A 20181-nucleotide genomic window follows, 5' to 3' on the forward strand; every position below is an offset into this window, starting at 1 on the left:
TTTTGTTATAATTAAACAAATTAGTCTATCTCGAGAAAATTATGAAAGTAGTTGAAATCAAACATCCCATGGTTAAGCACAAGCTTGGTCTTATGCGCGCATTAGCAATAAGTACACAAGAGTTTAGAAGATTAACTAAGGAAATAACAAGCTTATTAACTTATGAAGTCACAGCAAGGTTTGAACTTGAAAAAACAGAAATTCTAGGTTGGCAAGGCGAAAATATCGAAGTTGATCAAATCAAAGGTAAGAAGTTGACTGTTGTACCTATACTCCGTGCTGGGCTTGGTATGATGGATGGGGTGTTTGAGCATGTCCCTGCTGCAAAAGTTAGTATGGTTGGTATGTACCGTGATGAAAATACTGCTAAACCGGTAGCTTATTTTGCTAAACTTTGTGACAAGCTTGATGAGAGAGTTGCACTAATCGTGGATCCAATGTTGGCAACTGGAGGATCTATGATTGAGACTGTTACATTATTAAAAAAAGCAGGCTCAAAAGATATAAAAATAATTACTCTAGTTTCTGCTCCAGAAGGTATAGAGGCATTAGCTAATGCTCATCCAGATGTTGAGTTATACACAGCATCTATAGATAGTTATCTAAATGAGAAAAAATATATAATTCCAGGTCTTGGAGATGCTGGCGACAAGATATTTGGAACTAAATAAATCAAAAAAATAATTAAAAATCTAACTAAAATAATAATTATGTATTATAGTTTATGGTTATTATTAATTTCTTTTAAAATATATGATGCAAAAGTATCGATTATTGATTGAGACAGATGACCAAAAAGGCTTGGTTTATAAAGTTTCAAAAATTATCTATGAAAATAATCTCAATGTTGAGAGAAACTCTGAATTCGTTGATAAACAGCATAATAAATTTTTTATGCGTACTGAGTTTTCTGGAGAAGTAAACATTGAGCAAATGTTGGTTGATGTAAAGAGTACTTTGCCTGCTAATTCAGAGATTAAACTAGTAGATTCTTCCAAAAAGAATATAGTTATCTTGGCTACAAAAGAAATGCATTGCTTAGGGGATTTGCTCATAAAGCATGCAGAAGGAAAACTAGATGCAAATATTACCGCAGTAATATCAAACTACGATAATCTTAAGAATCTGGTAAAGAAGTTTGATATCCCATTTGAGTATGTTTCTCATGAAGGGATTTCTCGAGAAGAGCATGAGGAAAAGGTCCAAGATATCATAAAAACTTATGATTATGATGTAATTGTACTTGCAAAGTATATGAGAATATTGTCTCCAAATTTTGTTGAGCAATTTCAAGGTAAGTTACTTAATATTCATCATTCATTTTTACCAGCATTTATTGGGGCTAATCCTTATAAACAGGCTTATGAAAGAGGAGTGAAAATAATTGGTGCAACTAGTCATTTTGTCACAGATGATTTAGATGAAGGACCAATTATAGCTCAGGATATAATTAGGGTGGATCATAATTACTCATGGCAAGATATGCGAGATGCAGGACATGATGTTGAAAAAAATGTTTTATCAACAGCCTTGAGTTTAGTTCTTAATGATAGAATTTTTATTTACAACAATAAAACAATAATTCTTTAAGTTAAAATAATAAGAAAAAGATTTAAGAAATATCTGACATTTATCTTGTGATTAAATAATATTGAAGCTAGTATCTCAGATAAATTAATTGTTGATAGTGAGAGATAAATTTGTATTATAGATCTTTATTTCTTAGCAAATATTTCTTGAGAATAGTTAGCCAAGGCATGGACGTTTTCACCTGTTACAATATCTTGGTTATATATTGAGTGTGTTCCCATAGCCACTTGGTTTATTGCCCAGAACATTGAGCCGCCAAAGCCATTATTAGCTATATAATCAATCATATTTTTATCTAGGTCCATACCTTCCCAATCGCCACTAGCAGCTTGACCGCCTGGCTCAAAACCAAGAACAATTAAGCTAGGGTCTACATAATTAGCATAGCTAGATAGTACATCTTTGTATACATCAGCAGTCCAAGTTTTTCCATTTGGCATCTCAGTAGGACCAACGTCATAAGCCATAATATTTACCCAATTGACAACTTTATCCAATGATGAACCATTATCTTTAAGCCATTTATCAATAGCAATACCTTCTCCATCTGAATTATAGTCAGTTGCAAAACCATGGGCTTTACTACTTTCAAAGAAAGCATTAAATCTAGTTGTATAGCCTATTTGTTTATCACTCATGCCTTCAGCATCTAGCTTTTCTCTAAGAGTTTTTAGTGTCTTAGCTAGAGTAGCTAATTGCTGATCTTTGTTAGGATTTGGTGAACCATTTGCTAATTGACTTAGATGTTCCCAGTCAAAGTCTACTCCATCACCAGCAATTTTTAATAACTTAACTACTTGATCAACAAAAGCATCAATCTGACTATCGCTTATAGTCTGTTGTAAGTCAGACCATCCTCCGATTGCCCATATAAACTTGCCATTATTTGCATGAGTTAAGTTAATAAGAGAGTCTATACGTACTCTTTGCCAATTAGAATTATTATCCCATGGATTCTCATAATTGCCCATTACAGATAGCACATCTACACCAGCCATGCTTTCATTCAAGTGTCCACTATTCCACGCTTTATTAGCTGGATTTTCATCATTTGGATTTGTATCTAAAGTTAAGAAAGAGTATAAAACATGAGTGTATGGAGCTACATCTTCAGCGCTACCTTTATAATCACCGCTTATTAAACCAGGTTTCCAGTTCTCCCAGTATCCAATAACTTTTTTACCATCCTCTATAGGTGCTAGTTGCTCAAAGCTAACGTTGATATTTTGAGCGTTATTATTAGCTGAGAAAGAAGAAGGGGATACAGTTGCTTTATATCCAGGGATATTATCTATAGTCACATTCCAGACACTATTGTCTTTAGGTATGTTAGTAGATAAAGTAGAGTTAGAATCTATAGTTATATTTTTATGTTCCCCACTTTTGTTAGTTAACGTCAATTTAGTTGATTTATTTTCAGGAAGTTGATCAACCATTATGTAGATATCTTCAGTAGGGATGGCTTTTTTAGTAAATGCGACATCGATATTAGAAGTATTGAAGTTGTATACAGTTACAGAATACTTATCATCAGCAGTGAAGCTAAATCCACTACTACTGAAACTACCGACAGTAAGAGTGTAAGTTACGCCTTTTTCAGAAGCTGGAATTTTTTCAAGAGTAGTTACTTTATTGATTTGTAGTTCACCTGTAGCAATTGTATTGCCTTTAGCATCTGTAAGAGTATAAGAAGTTGTAGGGCTATCGCTAACATCAGCTTTAGGGTTGATAGTAATAGAACCTTGTTCAGCAGGAGAAGCAGATTTATATTCAATACTAACAGTCTTAGATGCATTTTTAGCAAGAGTGAATGAAGCAGGTGTTGCCGATCCAGTAGCGCCATCAATTGCAGGTACGTTAATAGTCAGATTTGATTTTTCGCCAACTTCAACTTGTAAACTTTTAGTTGAGCCCCAGTTAGCATTATTAACTTCAGCAATTATTTTACCATCTTTTAGGATCTGAACATCTGCTAATTTATCATTAGCGATAAAATCAGGTTTAGCAGGTAGAACTATAGATACAGTTCCTTTACCTTGGGATGCTTCACCATTATATTCCCAAGGACCCCACTTAGAATCTTTACTTGGGGTTTCACCTTGAGTCCACCATTTTGCAGTATATTTTTCACCGTTATAAGTAACAATATCGCCTTTATTGTATGATTTTGAAGAGTTCCAATCAGAAGAGCTAGGCTCAGGCTTAGGTTCTGGCTTAGGTTCAGGTTCAGGTTTAGGATCTGGAGTTGGTCCATCACCGACAACATCCCAAGCATCAGAGCCATATATTCCACTTGGTTTATAAGAAGCATTTTGGCACCATCCAGAAGCAGGCCACTCTTTACATTGGTATGTTTTACCACTATCAGTTACTTGAGTACCAGCAACATAAGAAGAGACTTTAGATGCTGACCATGCATCAGTAGCATTAGCTACTGAGAATGAGCTTATACCCATTAAAGCACAAAGCATAGCTGGAGATAATTTAAGTTTATTTTTCATAAAGAAATCCTGTGGTTTATTAATTAAAAATATAATACAAATTATAAGTGGTTTTTTAAAATCATCACATATTATATTTATATTTAAATTAATTTTCAATAATTAAAAATTAATTTAAGTTAATTATTATGGTTGGTTAAATTAAGACTTAATTTGAGTATTAGATAGGTATATTGTAATTGTTTGATGTATAGAAATGTGAAGTGGTGATTGATTAGTTATAAGCTACTTCTTTGACACCATCAACCCAAGTCCAGCCTTGATAGTCATCTGAGTTTACAATCCAAGTCATTACACCGCCGTATTGGCTATAGTTACCAAGACCACCGTTAGTAATGTCTTTAGTTATATCAGCAGGTTTGTATAATCCCGAACCTGAGCATTTAGCTGTCGCTAAACAAGTTCCTGTTCTGTATTCAGATTCAGATACTGATGGATCTTTAAAGTTTGGTACTCCTAAGACTATTTTTGTTTCTTCTGGTATATAAAATGCATCAGCAGGTACGCCAGGCATTTTATCGCGTGTTTGTGGGCTTAGTAGCTCAAATGTTTTGGTTAAGAAGCCAACATCTTGTCCTTTAAGTCCAGAGAAGTTAGCACCACCATACTGGTTGTATGTTTGTATAAAGAAAGCGTCAAAGTGAGCATTGTTTACAAAGTTTTGAGTATACATAGGCTCAGCAAACTTAGCGCTACCACTTGCCCATTGACCGCTTCCATACCAACCTTGTATTTGAGGAGCTGCTGTTAGATACATGTCTTTACCAGTGATGTTTTTGTACTCAGCTCTAGTTGCTTCGATATAGCGTAAGAAATTTGCATCTATTTTGGCTGATCCAACAGGGTGCTCAACATCTATATCTAAACCATCGAAGTTGTGTTCTGCAATGAATTTACCCATAGCTTTACCAGCAGATACTGCTTTTTCTCCACTCATATCAGGTCTGAAGAAGTTGACTCCTCCACCAATAGCTATTAAAGCAATACCACCTTTTTGATGAATTGTTTCCATTTGAGTAGGCAGCTGGGCAATTAGGCTATCTTCCCATTTAAGTTGCATGTTATCTACCTCAAAAGGGCTGTCAAAGAAAACTGTACCGTCAGTATCTTGACCAATAAAAGCATATACTAGTACATTGTAGCCTCTGTCAAGAGCTGTTGAGATCATTTGATTTGTAGTATCTGGTTGACTATACCATTTTGAGTTGTAGCCTTTAACATAACCAACAACTACTCTATCAGGCCAGCCATCTCTTGATGAGCTATTTTCAGTAATTTTTAGTGAGATTTGCTGAGTATCTTGATTAGCTGTAAAAGATGTTGGAGTCACAGTAAGTTTAAATCCAGCGATTGCAGCTACTGCAATATTCCAAGTACTGCCATCTTTTGGTACTTCTATAGAAATTGAAGAGTTGCTCTTAACATCAACCTCTTTAGTATCACCATTTTCATTAGTTAATGTAAGAGTTGTTGTTTTATCTTTTGGTAGACCTTCTACTGCTATGGAAATAGTTTCAGTAGGAACTTGTTTTTTAGAGAATGTAACATCAACAGCTGTAGTATTAAAGTTAGTAACAGTTATAGCGTAAGTCTTGCTAGGAGTATAGTTGTAACCATTAGTTGTAAAACTACCTATAGTTAGAGTATAAGCAGTACCATTTTCAGATGAAGGAATATGATCTAAGGTAGTAGAACTATTAATTGTAAGATTACCACTACTAACAATATTTCCATTAGTATCTTTGAGAGTGTAAGTTGCTGTAGGATTACCTATTGCTTCTACTGTAGCGTTTATTTTAATAGATCCTTCTTCAGCAGGCTTAGGAGCTGTGTATTCTATATTAACTGTTTTGGAAGCATCTTTAGCTAGAGTAAATGAAGCTGGTGTAGCAGAACCTGTAGCTCCATCAATAGCTGGAACACTTACAGTTAAGTCTGCACTATCGCCAACTACAACTTCTAGATTTGTAGTAGAGCCCCATTTAGCATTGGTTGATTCTGCTATTTTTTGACCATCTTTTAAGATTTGAACATCCGCTAATTTATCATTAGCTATAAAGTCAGGTTTTGCCGGTAATACTATTGATACAGTTGCTTTACCTTGCTCAGCAACAGGGCCTTCATTTTTCCAAACCCCCCATTGCCCAGATTGACTAGGATTTTCACCACGGGTCCACCATTTAGCAGTATATAAGTTGCCATTATATATAGCTTGAGAAGGCTTAGACTTATCGCTTGGATTGTATACAGTATTTGCATCCCACTGTTGTACTGAGTCACCAGGATTTACTGGATCTGGTGTAGGCGTAGGCTCCGGAGTTGGCTCTGGTGTAGGTTCTGGTGCTGGAGTTGGATCATCACCAATAACATCCCAAGCATCAGAGCCATATGTGCCACTTGGTTTATATGCAGCGATTTGGCACCATCCAGAAGCTGGCCAGACTTTGCATTTATATGTTTTGCCACCATCAGTTACTTGAGAGCCTGCAACGTATGACTTTAGGTTTGCAGTAGACCATGCATCAGTAGCATTAGCTATTGAAAATGATCCTATACCTATCAAAGCACAAACCATAGTAGGTGTAAGTTTAAGTTTATTTTTCATAATGGAATTCTCCTTATACAAATATTAATAACCGTAAGTGTATTGCTTACAAATTAATTTTATGCTTATGAAATAAAGCTAATCAAGAAAAAAATATTTTTCCTGATGTTTATTATGATTTGCATAAATAAAAATTAATTTTTCTTTAAAGGTGCTGGTATGTCATTGATTGCGACACAATATAACATATTGTCATAAATTGTTAATTATCAAAAACTAATAGCTGGCTGTAAAAACTAATAGCTAAATATGTATAGCTAATGGAATTGTTATACATTTTTAAATGCTATAATTTTGTTCATAAATAGATTCTTGATTCTTTAGATGCACAAAAAAATATTTTTATTATCTTTACCTCTTATATTATCTAATTTGGTTTTACCAATGGTTGGTATTGTCAATACTGCATTAATTGGTCATCTTAGTGATAGCAACTATCTTGCAGCTATAGGCTTAGGAGTTTCAATAATAAATGTTATTTGTTTCATGTTTTCATTTTTTAGAATGAGTTTGACAGGGTTGATAGCTCAGTCTCTTAATAATCTTGAAAAGATGCTGGAAATAGTTATAAAGGCAGTGTTAATTGCATTATTAATATCAATAATTATTTTTAGTCTTAAAAGTGTGATTCTGATTGCTGTATTAAAAATAGTAAATACTTCATTTGATATAAAAATGTTATTAGCAAACTTTTATAATATTGCTATTTATATTTTGTTTTTTTCATTATTAAATTATATTTTTATTGGTTTCTTTATTGGTGTTGGAAATCCTAGAGTAGTACTTTATAGTTCTATTATCTATATGAGTGTAGCAATAGGGTTGAGCACGCTCTTGGTGGTTATTCTCAATTATAATGTTGTTGGTGTAGCAATTTCTTTAGTTATAGCCTCTGCTAGTTGTAGTATATATCTGAGTACAAAAATATTTAGATATTTCTATAGATCAGGTAGTTTTAGTATCAAAAAGTTGGTAGATTTTAAGCTCTTAAATTTTGGTAGTTATATGCCTTTTCTTCAACTTAATATAAATATTTTTGTGCGTTCTTTATGTTTATTATTAGCATTTAATTCTTTTTATATATTTTCTTCGAATTACGGGAAAACTATTTTAGCTGCGAATACTATCCTTGTAGAAATAGGTATGTTTTTTGCGATGTTTCTAGATGCTCTTGCTAATACAACTGAGTCGTTAGTTGCTCAAGCGCACGTTGATAAAAATACTAGCCTATTGAGAGAAACTATCTATAAAACATTTGTGCAAAGTATGATACTAACTCTGGTTTTATCTATAGTTTATTTTTCTTTTAGTGGTTATATAATATCAATCTTTACCGATATTGTAGATGTTAAGATCCAGATAAATAAATATATTATTTTTTCGTTTCTTATGCCGTTATTTGCAAGTTTTAGCTTTTGGATAGATGGTGTGTTTGTAGGTCTCCTAAAGACTGTAGCAATGAGAAATGCGATGATTTTATCAGCAGGAGTGTATATTGCTTTTGTTTTTTTATTACAACCCTATGAAAATTATGGCTTATGGATTGCGCTAATATTATTCTATATAGCTAGAACAGTATTTTTGATGCTTCCACTAGGTCAGTATATTAAAAAAGGAGTTTAAATGCCGCATATAATCTTAGAAGTACCTCAACAATTTGATACAGAATTAGCAAAGAAGGTAATAAATTTAGCACAGCAATTTTTGGTAGAAAAGTTACCAACTAAATTAGAAACCTTTAAAAGTAGAGTTTATAGATACAGTTTTAGTAGTGTAGCTGGAGATGATAGCCTGGATGTAATCCATGTGCAGATAAAAGTTCTAAAAGGAAGAAAGCCTGGGCACCTAGAAGAGATCTCACAACAATTGAAAGCTAAAATTCGCGAAGTGTTAAATTCTGAAATTGATTTAGACAGTTATAGTGTAACTTTAGAGTTGATGGAGCTATCTACTGCTTATGCTAATTAATATTTGATTATCGTTATTATTTCACTAATATATACTAAAATCTTCAAACTTAGATATTAGAAAATTAATGAAAAACTATAATAGATTACTATTTTCATCATTAGGTGCTGCTTTTGAGTTCTATGATTTTGCAATATATTCAGTATTTGCTGTAGCTATTGGTAGTAAGTTTTTTGATAAAAGTAGTTCTATAAGCAATACGTTATTGGTTTTTTTAGTATATATCGTTGGCTATCTTGTGCGTCCTATTGGTGCTTGGGGGTTTGGATATATAGCTGATAAGAAGGGTAGAGCATTTGTCTTAAGGCTTAATATGTTCTTACTATTCTTCGCAACTCTTGCATTAGCTTTTTTACCTACGATAGAAAGTATTGGTGTTTTAGCTACTATTTTGTTTGTTGGTTTGCGTTGTATACAGTCATTGGCAGTAGGAGCTGAAATACCAGTATCAGTAGTATATATTGTCGAGAACTACCCTCAAAGACAAGGCTTTATGACTAGTATAGTGTTTTGTTGTTTGAGTATTGGGATTATGATGACATCACTTGTACTGTTTATATTAAATCATTTTACTAGCCAAAGCTTTATAGAAAATTACGGTTGGCGGATTGGATTTTTCATAGGTGCTTGTTTTACATTTATATTATTTTTCCTCAGAAAAAATATTGTTGATGTTCCTAGAGTTGTTGAAGCGCTAGATAAACCTCGCTCCGAAAACTCTTTGTTTATTGTGAAGGTAATTGTTGGTATAGCCTTAGTTGCTTGTATTGCTATGTTAACTACTCAGCTATATATGTTTTTACCAGCGTATAAACAAATGTATGTAGAGTCAAATTATGATATTTCTAATTTACTTCTAACTGGTTCTATAATTATGGCGATTAGTTGTTTGGTAGGTGGTTTTATTAGTGATTATGTATCTAAGTCTAAGGTGATGGCACTATTGATTTTGATAAGTATAGCAGTAACCCCAATCTTCTATAAAAATATGATTGCCGGAACTGATGTTTTTGCATGTTTTATTATTTTGTCAATTATAATGGGATTTTTTGCTTCAACATATAATGTGATTATTACAAATTTCTTTAGATTAGAATATAGGTGTCGCGGTTATGGTATTGCCTATAATTTGGGATATCTAATATTTTCTGCAGGCATACCTGCTTTGACAATATCGCTTATAGCTACAACTAATAATCTTCTGGTACCAGTATATTTAATTATATTTGCTGGAGCGGTATCATTTTTTGGGATTGCTGCTGCTAGTTGGTTTATGAGAAAGGCTTAAAAATCATTGCCGAAGGGTCTGATTTGAATTGATTATAGAGCTCAATTATATATCTATCGGTCATAGAAGATATATAATCGCTTATAATTCTGGCTTTCTCGTGAATGTTTTGCGTATTATAAAATATAGCACCAATGTCATCTGGTAATAGGCTTTCATCTGGAGTTGAGCTAATCAAAATATCAAAAATCTCTGAAATTATTTCTCGACCACGATATCTTAGGACATTGAGTTTAGGTGATTTTATAATTTTGAATAAAATATATTTTTTAAGTACTTCTACCTGTTTTCTAATCTTATTATTTAGATACACCTTTGAAATAATAGGAACTTCTAGGTTTAAGTCTAGTTCAATATTTTGAATGCAACTATTGACTAGTTTTGAAGTTAGTTTAGTGCGTAATAAGCTATTATTAGCAATATTTTTTGATATCTTGTATATCTCAGTGCTATCTGCATTGAAATCAATATAATCTGAAAATATATCTTTGAGGATATTTTGAATTTCATCCTTAGTAATCTCTAAATCACTAGGCATTGCATTGTAGATTTTATCTAGAAGCTTATTATCAATACTTGCCATAGATAGCGGATCTATAAATCCGCCTTTAAGAGCATCTTCGACATCATAAGTTGAGTAGGCAATATCATCTGCTACATCCATAATATAACATTCTATAGTTTTGAAGTTTTCTATAGTTGTTATGCCATAAGGCTCCAGGAGTTTTTGTTTAATATCTTCAACTAGTCCTGACTCTTCATGATAGTAGCCTTTTGTAAGCTTGCCTAGATCACTAATTGGTGGAATATGCTGATCATATTTTATAGTTGCTGCAAGAGTTCTATATGTTAGATTTAAACCAAAAGTTTGCTTTTGATCAATATCTTTTTTCGCAGTATGTGATATCAGTCGTAGCGTCTGAGCATTACTTTCAAAACCACCAAAATTATGCATTTTTTTATTTAAGGCAACTTCACCGTTATGACCAAAAGGAGGGTGCCCAATATCATGGCAGAGTGCTGCTGTTTCAATTAGATCATAATCTAAATTTAGTCCATGTTCTGCGTTAAGTTTAACAGCTATAGATTTGGCTATTTGTGCTACCTCTAGAGAGTGAGTAAGCCTATTTCTAAAAAAGTCATTTTCAAAACTAGGGAAAATTTGTGTTTTTGCTTGAAGTCTTCTAAATGATGAAGAGTGAACGACACGAGCATAATCCCGTCTGAAAGGAGAAAAGTTATCCTTTTTTGATATATCATTATTTTGTCTTAGATAATCATTTTCATGATAAAGATTTATTGCCATATATACTCAAATATAATTTGTGATTATATATTAAATATTAGAGTAAATGACTAGATATGCAATATTTTAGTAGTAAGAAAGATAAAGAGACTAAGAATAATTATTCTTGAACATCAAATCTGCCAAGCATCATAACTTTATGCCAAGCTTTTGCAAAGTCATTTACAAACTTTTGCTCATTACCATTTTCAGCATAAACTTGAGCCACAGCTTTAAGTTCAGAATTTGAACCAAAGATTAGATCTACAGAAGAAGCAGTCCACTTTTGTGCACCAGTTTTTCTATCTATACCGATATACTCACCATTGTTTGTGTCAGATTTTTCCCATTTTGTAGACATATCAAGTAAGTTTACAAAGAAGTTGTTATTTAACTGACCAGGAGTTTTGGTAAATACACCTTCTTGGGAGTCATCGTAGTTTACATTTAGTGCACGCATACCACCAACCAAGACAGTCATTTCAGGTATATTTAGATTAAGCATGCTTGCTTTTTCAACTAGTGCTTGAGGTAGCTTGTTAGATGCTAGACTACCATCACTATAGTTTACAAAGCCATCAGCTTTTGTTTTTAGATAGTTGAAAGACTCTATATCAGTTTGAGCTTGAGTAGCATCTGTTCTACCTGGTACAAATGGTATTTCTATAGTATAACTAGCTTCTTTAGCTGCTTGCTCAACACCAACATTACCACCTAGTACTATTAAGTCTGCTAATGATACTTTGGTGCCATCAGTTTTGCTATTGTTAAAGTTGGTTTGAATCTCTTTAAGCTTAGCAAGAACAACTTCAAGTTTAGCAGGTTGATTCATTTGCCAATCTTTTTCAGGAGCTAAAGCAATTCTTGCACCATTTGATCCACCTCTATAGTCGGTTTTACGATAAGTAGAAGCTGAATCCCAAGCAGTTCTTATAAGTTGTTGATTCGTTAATCCAGAGTTTATGATATCTTGCTTAAGTTGAGCGATATCTTGAGCTGATACTTGCTTGTAGTCAGCAACAGGTACAGGATCTTGCCATATAAAGTTTTGTTCAGGAATCCAAGGACCTATATATCTAGATTTTGGACCCATATCTCTATGTGTTAATTTAAACCATGCCTTAGCAAATTCTTCTTTAAATTCTTCAGGATTATTGTAGAATTCTTGAGTATATTTATTAAATCCATCGTCTTCTTTTAATGCTAAGTCTGTTGTAAACATTATAGGTTTATGTTTTACACCTGGCTTATGAGCATCAGGAACCATATTTTCTGGCTTAGCATTTGTAGGAGTCCATTGATGAGCTCCAGAAGGGCTAAGAGTTTTTTCCCAATTTAAGTTATATAGGTTATGTAAGAAATCATGATTCCAAAAAGTTGGTGTAGAAGTCCAAGAGCCTTCAAGACCACTACCCATAGTATCATCACCCATGCCAGTACCGTAGCTATTATGCCATCCTAAGCCCTGTTGCTCGATAGGTGCTTTATCCGGAGCAGGACCAATATCTTTTTTGATATCTTTCTCTGGAACTGCACCATGAGTTTTACCAAATGTGTGACCACCAGCAATAAGAGCTACTGTTTCTTTATCAGTCATACCCATAGCTCTAAAAGCTTGGCGAATTTCACTAGCAGCACCTTTTATATCAGGTTTGCCATCTGGACCTTCAGGGTTTACATATATCAGACCCATTTGAGTTGCTGCATAAGCTGGAGCAAGCTTGCCATCTTTGACATTACTAGACATTAGTTGTTCAGGAGATATACCCCAGTTTGTATCATCGCCTTGCCAATCGTCTTCTCTACCAAAGGCAAAACCAATCGGCTTCATACCCATTGATTCTAATGAAACAGTACCAGCTAAAACAATCAAATCAGACCATGATACAGCATCACCATATTTCTGCTTGATTGGCCATAAAAGCTGTCTTGCTTTATCAAGGTTAACATTATCTGGCCAACTATTTAGCGGAGAGAATCTTTGCTGACCACGATTAGCACCACCACGACCATCTGCTAATCTGTAAGTACCAGCATCATGCCAAGATAATCTAATAAAGAAAGGACCATAATTACCAAAATCTGCAGGCCACCAATCTTGAGATTGGGTCAAAAGATCTTGCATATCCTTTTTAAGTTCTTCAGTATTTAACTTCTTGAAAGACTGGTGATAGTCATAGTTTTTCCCCATTGGACTATCAAGCTTATTTAGATTACGTAAGGGCGATAAATCTACACTTTGAGGTGTAGCCATTTCGGTATTTTTGTCATCAGCTATAGCACTATTGGCTGCTAGTAGCATTCCAGACATTCCTAATGCTGTTACAATTTTCTTTAGCATGGTGATTTCCTCGCTATAAAGTTAACTTATAATACAAGATTCTTCTTATATTTTCTAAACTGAACCGAATCTTATCTTTAAAATAAAATTAAGGTCTACAAGTGATTGTATGTAAATGAAAAAGTCTAGTCAAATAGTATATGGTTATAAGCTCTATAACAATTTCTTATATATTCATTAATTTAAAGATTTATTTTGATTTATTCACAGTCCACCAGTGATATCGATAATAGTTCCTGTGCAGTAGTTTGCACCATCTGATAATAGCCATATAACTCCACTAGCAATCTCTTCAGGATAACCACCTCTTTTAAGCGGGATTTTATGTTTGATTTTATCAACTCTAGCAGCATCACCAGATAGCTTATGGATATCTGTATAAGTAGAACCAGGTCTAATACAATTTACAAGGATTCCTTCATCAGCTAGCTCTTTTGATAATCCTTTTGTAAGAGTATCAATCGCACCTTTGGTACAAGCGTAATCTATATACTCATTAGGGGAGCCAGAGCGAGATGCACCAGATGATATGTTAATAATCTTACCACCACTGTAGCCATATTTTTGCGACATATTTTTTATCGCATGCTTTGCACATAGAATATTTCCAATAGCATTTACTTGGAATACTTTTTGTAGACGATCAGCACTCATATCCTCTAGCCGACAGGTCTGAAAAATTGTACTAGCATTATTTATAAGAGCATATATAGAACCATGCTGAGAAATAAATTCATCAAACATTATTTTGATATCTTCTTCATTTGCTATGTTAGCACAATGAGTAGAAATATTGATGTTATATTCAGATAGCTGAATTTTTAGTTTATCAATATTCTTATGATTTTTATTATAATGTAAACCAACATTATAACCAGCTTTTGCTGCCGCTAATGCTATGGCAGATCCAATTCCACCATTAGCACCAGTGATTAAAATATTTTTCATAAATGTATTTTTTAGTGTTTTTTTGCACTTAGGTTCCAGCAGATAGCTAATAATGCAGTAGCAATCACACAAGAGCCTAATAAGAATATAAATACAGCATCCCAACCTAGCATAGTTGCGATAATACCAATCACCGCTTGAGCTCCAACTGTACCTAAGAAATAGCCAAACAATCCTGTGAATCCAGCTGCAGTACCACCAGCTTTTTTAGGCACTAAGTCCAAAGCTAATATTCCTATCAAAGCAACAGGTCCGTAGATAAGTACACCCATAGCAGATAATGAAAGTAGTAATACCCAAGCAGTGTCACTATACCAGTATACAAATAAAGCACCGATGAATAAAAGCATACATATCACACCCATAGGAGCTCTACGACTACCAAAATATTTATCTGTTATCCAACCAATTATTATAGTTCCTGGAATCGCAGGTAATTCAAACAATGCAAATCCCAAAAGTCCTGTAGTTGTTGACATGTGCTTAACATGAACAAGATAATATGTTGACCAGCTTAAAAGACCATATCTGGCACAATAAACAAAAGCATTTGCAAATGCAATTAGCCAAACCCATTTATTGTTTAGGACATATTTAAAGAAGATTTCTTTAGCTGAAAACTCTTGTTCATGATGAGCTTCTGAAGTTGTATAGCCTTTGTATACTTCTATAGCTGGTAAGCCAACTGATTGAGGAGTATCAGCACCAAATATCAAAACTAAAATAGATACAAATATACACATTGCACCAGCAACATAAAAAAGTCCGTGCCAGTTATCATTGAATATTAGTAGTCCAATAGGTACAACTGCAATAGCTAAAAATCCAGCACCAACATTATGAGCAGTATTCCAGATTCCCATTTTTGTACCACGCTCATTAGCACAAAACCAGTGTGTCATGATACGCGCACATGCTGGCCATCCCATACCTTGTACCCATCCGTTAACAAGCATGGCAATGAATAACACAAGTACGCCTAGAGATAATAAGCTTGGTAATAAAAGGTTTATAAGCCCCGTAATAAATAATCCAATAGCCAAAAATATCTTTGCATTACTTCTATCTGAAATATTTCCCATCAAAAATTTACTTATACCATAAGCTATACCTAAACCCGCTCCAATTAGTCCAAGCTCATCTGGAGTTAAGGTTGTAATATATTGTTTTGATACATCGAAACTACTACGACCAAAATAGTATGTGAAATAGCCTATATAGGCTACCAAAAACATTCTCAGGCGCCAATGAGGGTAAGCTTTTTGAATTTGCTCTTTAGCTAATAAAGGCAGAGCTTTCGCAGGTTTAAGAAAATTCATTATTAATTGGTAAATATTAAACAATAGTAATTCGCTAGTTTAGTTTAATTTTTGGTATTCAGCAATATAAATTAACTGTTTAATTGGGATGTTTTAGGTAATGATTAGAATTTTTTTGGAAAAGGGATGTTAGGATAAGCAGGTGGTAAATCTAAACCTTTAGCTGCTTCTACACCTCTTAGTATGTCTGGTCTATCAGTAATGATACCATCAACTTTCCAATCGATTAAGTTATTGATAACTTCATAGTTGAAATCACTACCTTCATCTTCTGTCCAGCCCCAAGTCACAACTTTGACACCTAGTTTGTGAGCTTCTTCAACATCTTTTTTAGTTAGATCTTTTTCATAAGGTTCCCAGAATGTACCGCCTAATTTTTTGACCATTAATGGATAATTGTAATTATAGTCTTTAGGATCAAGTGGAGCTGTCCATTTTTGGTAATCCGTAAGTTGTTTTGCTTGTTCGGCATTCATTGGCTCTGTTGTATGATCTGTCAAATATGCTGTTTTGACTTTTGGATTTAATTTCTGTAAATCTACTAGAGCTTGCCATTCAAAAGATTGTACTTCAACATTATCAGTCATATCTGTTTTAACCAAAACTTTGTTTAAAGCTTCAGCCATTTCTTCTGCAGTCCAACTTGCATTTGGATCATAAGGGTTGGTTTTTATCTCAATTTGTAGACGAACTCTACTACCAACATTAGATTTGACATAGTTGATAACTTCTTCAAGTGTTGGCATGTGAACATTATCCATACCAATATGATTTGGATACATTTTTGCTGTTGCAGAATTAGGTTTTATATATCCAACTGTGTATTTTTTGACTTGATCTAAAGTGAGATCTTTTATTGGAGTTTTTTCTGTTACCCAATTACCATTTTCATCTTTTGTAAGATCTGGGTTTAGTGTTAAATCGTGTGTTACAACTAAAACTTTGTCTTTAGTCATATTTATATCCATATCAATAACATCGACACCAACACGCATAGCCTCTGTATATGCTGGCAAAGTGTTTTCTGGAGCAATAGGTCTAAGACCTCTATGAGCATAAATGTTTATAACATCAGCAGTAGCGATACTAACACTACATAAAGTAAAAGCAGTTGCGGTAATTTTTTTGAACATTTTGACTTACATGATTTGGTTGAAAGCAGAAGTATAATTACTTTTTTATTATCAAATAGCAATATTTTTATATCAGAAAAATGGTTTTTTATGATAGTTGTTTACTTTATAATCACCGTAGTGATTTTTATCTTTGATTAGTGATGTCGATTAGAAAAAAAATTATAATTGTATCGATTATATTTGTTACTTTTGTCTTAGGATTTATTTATTATATTAGTAGATCGAGTATTAAAGTAATTCCTGGTTACGTTGGTACAGATGTTAGATATATATCTTCACAGGAAAGTGGTAGGCTTCTTAGATTAGATGTAAGTCAAGGAGAGTATATTAGAGAGGGGCAATCATTATTTCTAATTGATTCATCAAAAAATCAGACTTTATTAGATTCAAATAAATTTTTGTACAGTGCATCTCAGGCAGTCTCAGAAAATATGTCTAAAGGTAAAAGACAACCATATATAGAAAAGACAGCCATCGATATATCTAATGCTAAAGCAAATTTAGCCGTTGCATCTAAAGAGTATCAGCGCCAACAAATGTTATTAAAAGATGATAGTACTTCTCAAAAAGAATTTGAACAGGCGCAAAGTAAATATATCCAAGCAAATAATCAAGTTGAAGTATTAGAGGTAATGCAAATTATTAATAATTTACCTGCTCGAGAGGATTTGCGAAATGCGATTGACTTTATGTCAAAATTTATCAATAGTAACTCTAAATATTTACAACAAAAAATCAGTTCAGCAGATGTTAAATCACTAGAAAATGGTTATGTTTATCAGATTTTTTATCACAAAGGTGAAGAAGTACGGGCGTATAGTCCAGTAATGACTATTATTAATCCTAAAGATGTATATATTGTATTTTACTTATCAAAGGATAATTTAGCTAACCTACATATTGGTCAAAGTATTAAATTTATTACACCTAATAATAAGAGTTTAGAAGCTAAAGTTAGTTATATCTCACAAAAGGCTGAATATACACCACCATTATTGTATGGCATAAATTCTGATTCAGAGATTTCTTTTGAAGTGCATGCTAAGGTTGATTACTCTGCAAATAGCTCTGAGATTCATATCGGAGAGCCTGTAAAGGTAGAGCTAAGATGATAAGTGACAAAGAAGATCAACTAATAATAGATGTCAAAAACCTTACCAAAGTCTATGGTGATAAAACGGTAGTTGATAATATCTCTCTGCAAGTTAAGCAAGGGGATATTTATGGTTTTTTGGGACCTAATGGTTCAGGTAAGACAACCTCTATAAGAATGGTATGTGGTCTACTTCCAATTACAAAAGGTGAGGGTACTTGTCTTGGTTATGATATAGGTACTCACGCGAGTATTATTAAACAGCAAGTTGGTTACATGACTCAGAAATTTACACTCTATCCAGATCTTACAGTTAGAGAGAATCTCAAGATTTTTGCGCGACTTCATAGTTTAAAAAATATTAAAGAAGCTGTTGAGAAGACTATAGATAATTTACAAATAGGTAAAGCTAGAGCGAATCAAAAAGCTTATGAGTTATCAGGTGGTTGGAAACAACGATTAGCTTTAGGTGTGGCAACAATTCATGATCCTAAATTATTACTATTAGATGAACCTACAGCTGGAGTAGATCCAAAAGCACGTAGAGAATTTTGGGACTATATATCTACTCTATCAAGTAAAGGCATCACAACATTGGTATCAACTCACTATATGGATGAAGCAGAAAGATGCAATAAGTTGTCATATATCGCTTATGGAAAGCTGTTATCTAGTGGTACTCAAAAAGATATTATTGATAGCTGTGGTATCAAAACATACAATATTTCAGGCAAAAATGTTTATAGCCTTGTGTTAGAGCTTCAAGATAATACTGAAGTTGAGCAAGTATCAATGTTTGGTAGTAGTGTACATCTTAGTGTTAAAAATAATGTTGATATTACACATATTCAAACAGAGTATAATCAATTTGAATGGCAATCAATAGAAACATCACTTGAGGATGCTTTTATATATTTGATGAGTAGCCAAAAGGATAACTTTGCATGAAGTATTTTGATATTAATAGGTACTATGCGATTTTTCTCAAAGAAGTTATTCATATGCTTAGAGATAAAGTCACAATTGGACTAGTGATTGGTATACCACTTATTCAGCTAATACTATTTGGCTTTGCTATAAATATGAATCCAAAGCATCTAAGTACAGCAATAGTTAATGCTGATAAGACACTACAAACAAACTATCTAATCGAGAAAATTAATAATACTGGTTATTTTGATATCAAATATCAAGACATCTCAAGAGATGATGCGACAACACTAATGCGTAAAGGTAAGGTACAGTTTATTATAGATATACCGCCTAACTTTACTAAGCAAGTTTATCGTGGTGAATCTCCGAATATTCTAATAATAGCAGATGGAGCAAATGCAACTTCAAACTCAGGTGCTTTACAAGCTGTTGATAAGGTCAAAGAGATATACAGTCAATACTTTTCTAATAAACAAATACCTCAGCCACAGCCTTTTAATTTTGTAATCCATAATAAATATAATCCAGAGAGTAAAACACAAAATAATATCGTACCAGCATTGGCAGGAGTGATTTTGACTATGACTATGGTTATGGTTACATCTTTGACAATCACACGCGAGAAAGAGTATGGAACTATGGAATCTCTACTTGCGACACCTGTTACATCTCTTGAGATTATTTTCGGTAAGATTACTCCATATATTGTGGTTGGTTATATTCAGTTATTGCTTATTATAATATTTGCCAAAGTAATATTTGGAATAACTATAGTTGGTAGTATTTTACTATTACTTATCGCAACTTTTCCTTTCATTATTGCAAATCTCTTGGTGGGTATTACATTTTCAACTATTGCTGATACACAATTACAAGCAATGCAAATGACATTCTTCTTTTTCTTACCATCGATATTGCTGTCAGGATTTATGTTTCCATTTGATGGTATGCCAGAGTGGGCACAAGTCATAGGTAATATTTTACCTTTAACTCATTATCTAAATATTGTCCGAGAAATTCTTCTCAAAGGAGGAGGATTCTTTGATATTCTAAATAGCATTTATCCACTATTGATTTTTATGATTGTGGTTTCGATAATATGTATTAAAAAATACAAAAATACTATTTAGATTATTTAGACGAACTTTAATTCTACTTAAATACAAATTTCTTT

The 20181-nt window shown here is 33.3% G+C and carries 15 protein-coding genes; 8 read left to right on the forward strand and 7 right to left on the reverse strand.

Annotated elements, in window-relative coordinates; translation table 11 throughout:
- Positions 1-41: 41 nt before the first annotated feature.
- The gene (upp, locus tag IMS64_RS02840; RefSeq protein ID WP_211490843.1) at positions 42-671 is read left to right on the forward strand and encodes a uracil phosphoribosyltransferase; all 630 of its coding nucleotides are present in this window, start codon (positions 42-44) and stop codon (positions 669-671) included.
- An 85-nt stretch (positions 672-756) separates the two neighbouring features.
- Complete coding sequence (purU, locus tag IMS64_RS02845; RefSeq protein ID WP_211491080.1) at positions 757-1590, forward strand: formyltetrahydrofolate deformylase; 834 nt, start codon at positions 757-759, stop codon at positions 1588-1590.
- A gap of 125 nt (positions 1591-1715) precedes the next feature.
- Here the strand turns inward: purU and IMS64_RS02850 are convergent, their stop codons facing one another.
- Together IMS64_RS02850 and IMS64_RS02855 are read right to left on the reverse strand one after the other, a co-directional pair.
- Positions 1716-4091 carry a carbohydrate-binding protein gene (locus IMS64_RS02850; RefSeq protein ID WP_211490844.1) on the reverse strand — a complete coding sequence of 792 codons (2376 nt, stop codon included), beginning with the start codon at positions 4089-4091 and terminating at the stop codon, positions 1716-1718.
- 214 nt (positions 4092-4305) lie between these two features.
- Positions 4306-6696 (reverse strand): glycosyl hydrolase family 18 protein, encoded by a 2391-nt coding sequence (locus IMS64_RS02855; RefSeq protein WP_211490845.1) that lies wholly within the window; start codon positions 6694-6696, stop codon positions 4306-4308.
- A gap of 324 nt (positions 6697-7020) precedes the next feature.
- Here IMS64_RS02855 and IMS64_RS02860 point away from each other — a divergent pair, with 324 nt between their 5' ends.
- The 3 genes from IMS64_RS02860 (at position 7021) to IMS64_RS02870 (ending at position 9952) form a co-directional block, all read left to right on the forward strand.
- Entirely contained in the window at positions 7021-8319 is a 1299-nt protein-coding gene (locus IMS64_RS02860; protein WP_211490846.1) for an MATE family efflux transporter, read from the forward strand.
- Entirely contained in the window at positions 8320-8664 is a 345-nt protein-coding gene (locus IMS64_RS02865; protein WP_211490847.1) for a tautomerase family protein, read from the forward strand. It abuts the gene before it with no gap.
- Between the two features lie 67 nt (positions 8665-8731).
- Positions 8732-9952, forward strand: coding sequence for an MFS transporter (locus IMS64_RS02870; protein WP_211490848.1), 1221 nt, complete (start codon positions 8732-8734; stop codon positions 9950-9952).
- Here the strand turns inward: IMS64_RS02870 and dgt are convergent.
- The 5 genes from dgt to IMS64_RS02895 form a co-directional block, all read right to left on the reverse strand.
- On the reverse strand, positions 9936-11258 hold the full coding sequence (dgt, locus tag IMS64_RS02875) for a dGTP triphosphohydrolase (RefSeq protein ID WP_211490849.1): 1323 nt from the start codon (positions 11256-11258) through the stop codon (positions 9936-9938). The genes IMS64_RS02870 and dgt overlap by 17 nt on opposite strands.
- Before the next feature lie 100 nt (positions 11259-11358).
- A complete protein-coding gene (katG, locus tag IMS64_RS02880; RefSeq protein ID WP_211490850.1) occupies positions 11359-13578 on the reverse strand; it encodes a catalase/peroxidase HPI in 2220 nt (739 codons plus the stop codon).
- A 204-nt stretch (positions 13579-13782) separates the two neighbouring features.
- A complete protein-coding gene (locus IMS64_RS02885; RefSeq protein ID WP_211490851.1) occupies positions 13783-14526 on the reverse strand; it encodes an SDR family oxidoreductase in 744 nt (247 codons plus the stop codon).
- A gap of 11 nt (positions 14527-14537) precedes the next feature.
- Positions 14538-15845, reverse strand: a complete 1308-nt coding sequence (locus tag IMS64_RS02890) for an MFS transporter (protein ID WP_012279724.1) — start codon at positions 15843-15845, stop codon at positions 14538-14540.
- Between the two features lie 104 nt (positions 15846-15949).
- Positions 15950-16978, reverse strand: coding sequence for a glycerophosphodiester phosphodiesterase (locus IMS64_RS02895; RefSeq protein WP_211490852.1), 1029 nt, complete (start codon positions 16976-16978; stop codon positions 15950-15952).
- A 143-nt stretch (positions 16979-17121) separates the two neighbouring features.
- Here IMS64_RS02895 and IMS64_RS02900 point away from each other — a divergent pair, with 143 nt between their 5' ends.
- From IMS64_RS02900 to IMS64_RS02910, 3 genes are read left to right on the forward strand one after another with little or no spacing between them, the layout of a single operon-like run.
- Positions 17122-18093, forward strand: a complete 972-nt coding sequence (locus IMS64_RS02900) for an HlyD family secretion protein (RefSeq protein ID WP_244972913.1) — start codon at positions 17122-17124, stop codon at positions 18091-18093.
- The gene (locus IMS64_RS02905; RefSeq protein ID WP_211490853.1) at positions 18090-19022 is read left to right on the forward strand and encodes an ABC transporter ATP-binding protein; all 933 of its coding nucleotides are present in this window, start codon (positions 18090-18092) and stop codon (positions 19020-19022) included. The genes IMS64_RS02900 and IMS64_RS02905 overlap by 4 nt, the downstream gene beginning before the upstream one ends.
- Positions 19019-20137 carry an ABC transporter permease gene (locus IMS64_RS02910; protein ID WP_035735326.1) on the forward strand — a complete coding sequence of 373 codons (1119 nt, stop codon included), beginning with the start codon at positions 19019-19021 and terminating at the stop codon, positions 20135-20137. The genes IMS64_RS02905 and IMS64_RS02910 overlap by 4 nt, the downstream gene beginning before the upstream one ends.
- The last annotated feature ends 44 nt before the right edge of the window (positions 20138-20181 follow it).

The organism is Francisella philomiragia (assembly GCF_018135955.1).
Lineage (GTDB): Bacteria > Pseudomonadota > Gammaproteobacteria > Francisellales > Francisellaceae > Francisella > Francisella philomiragia.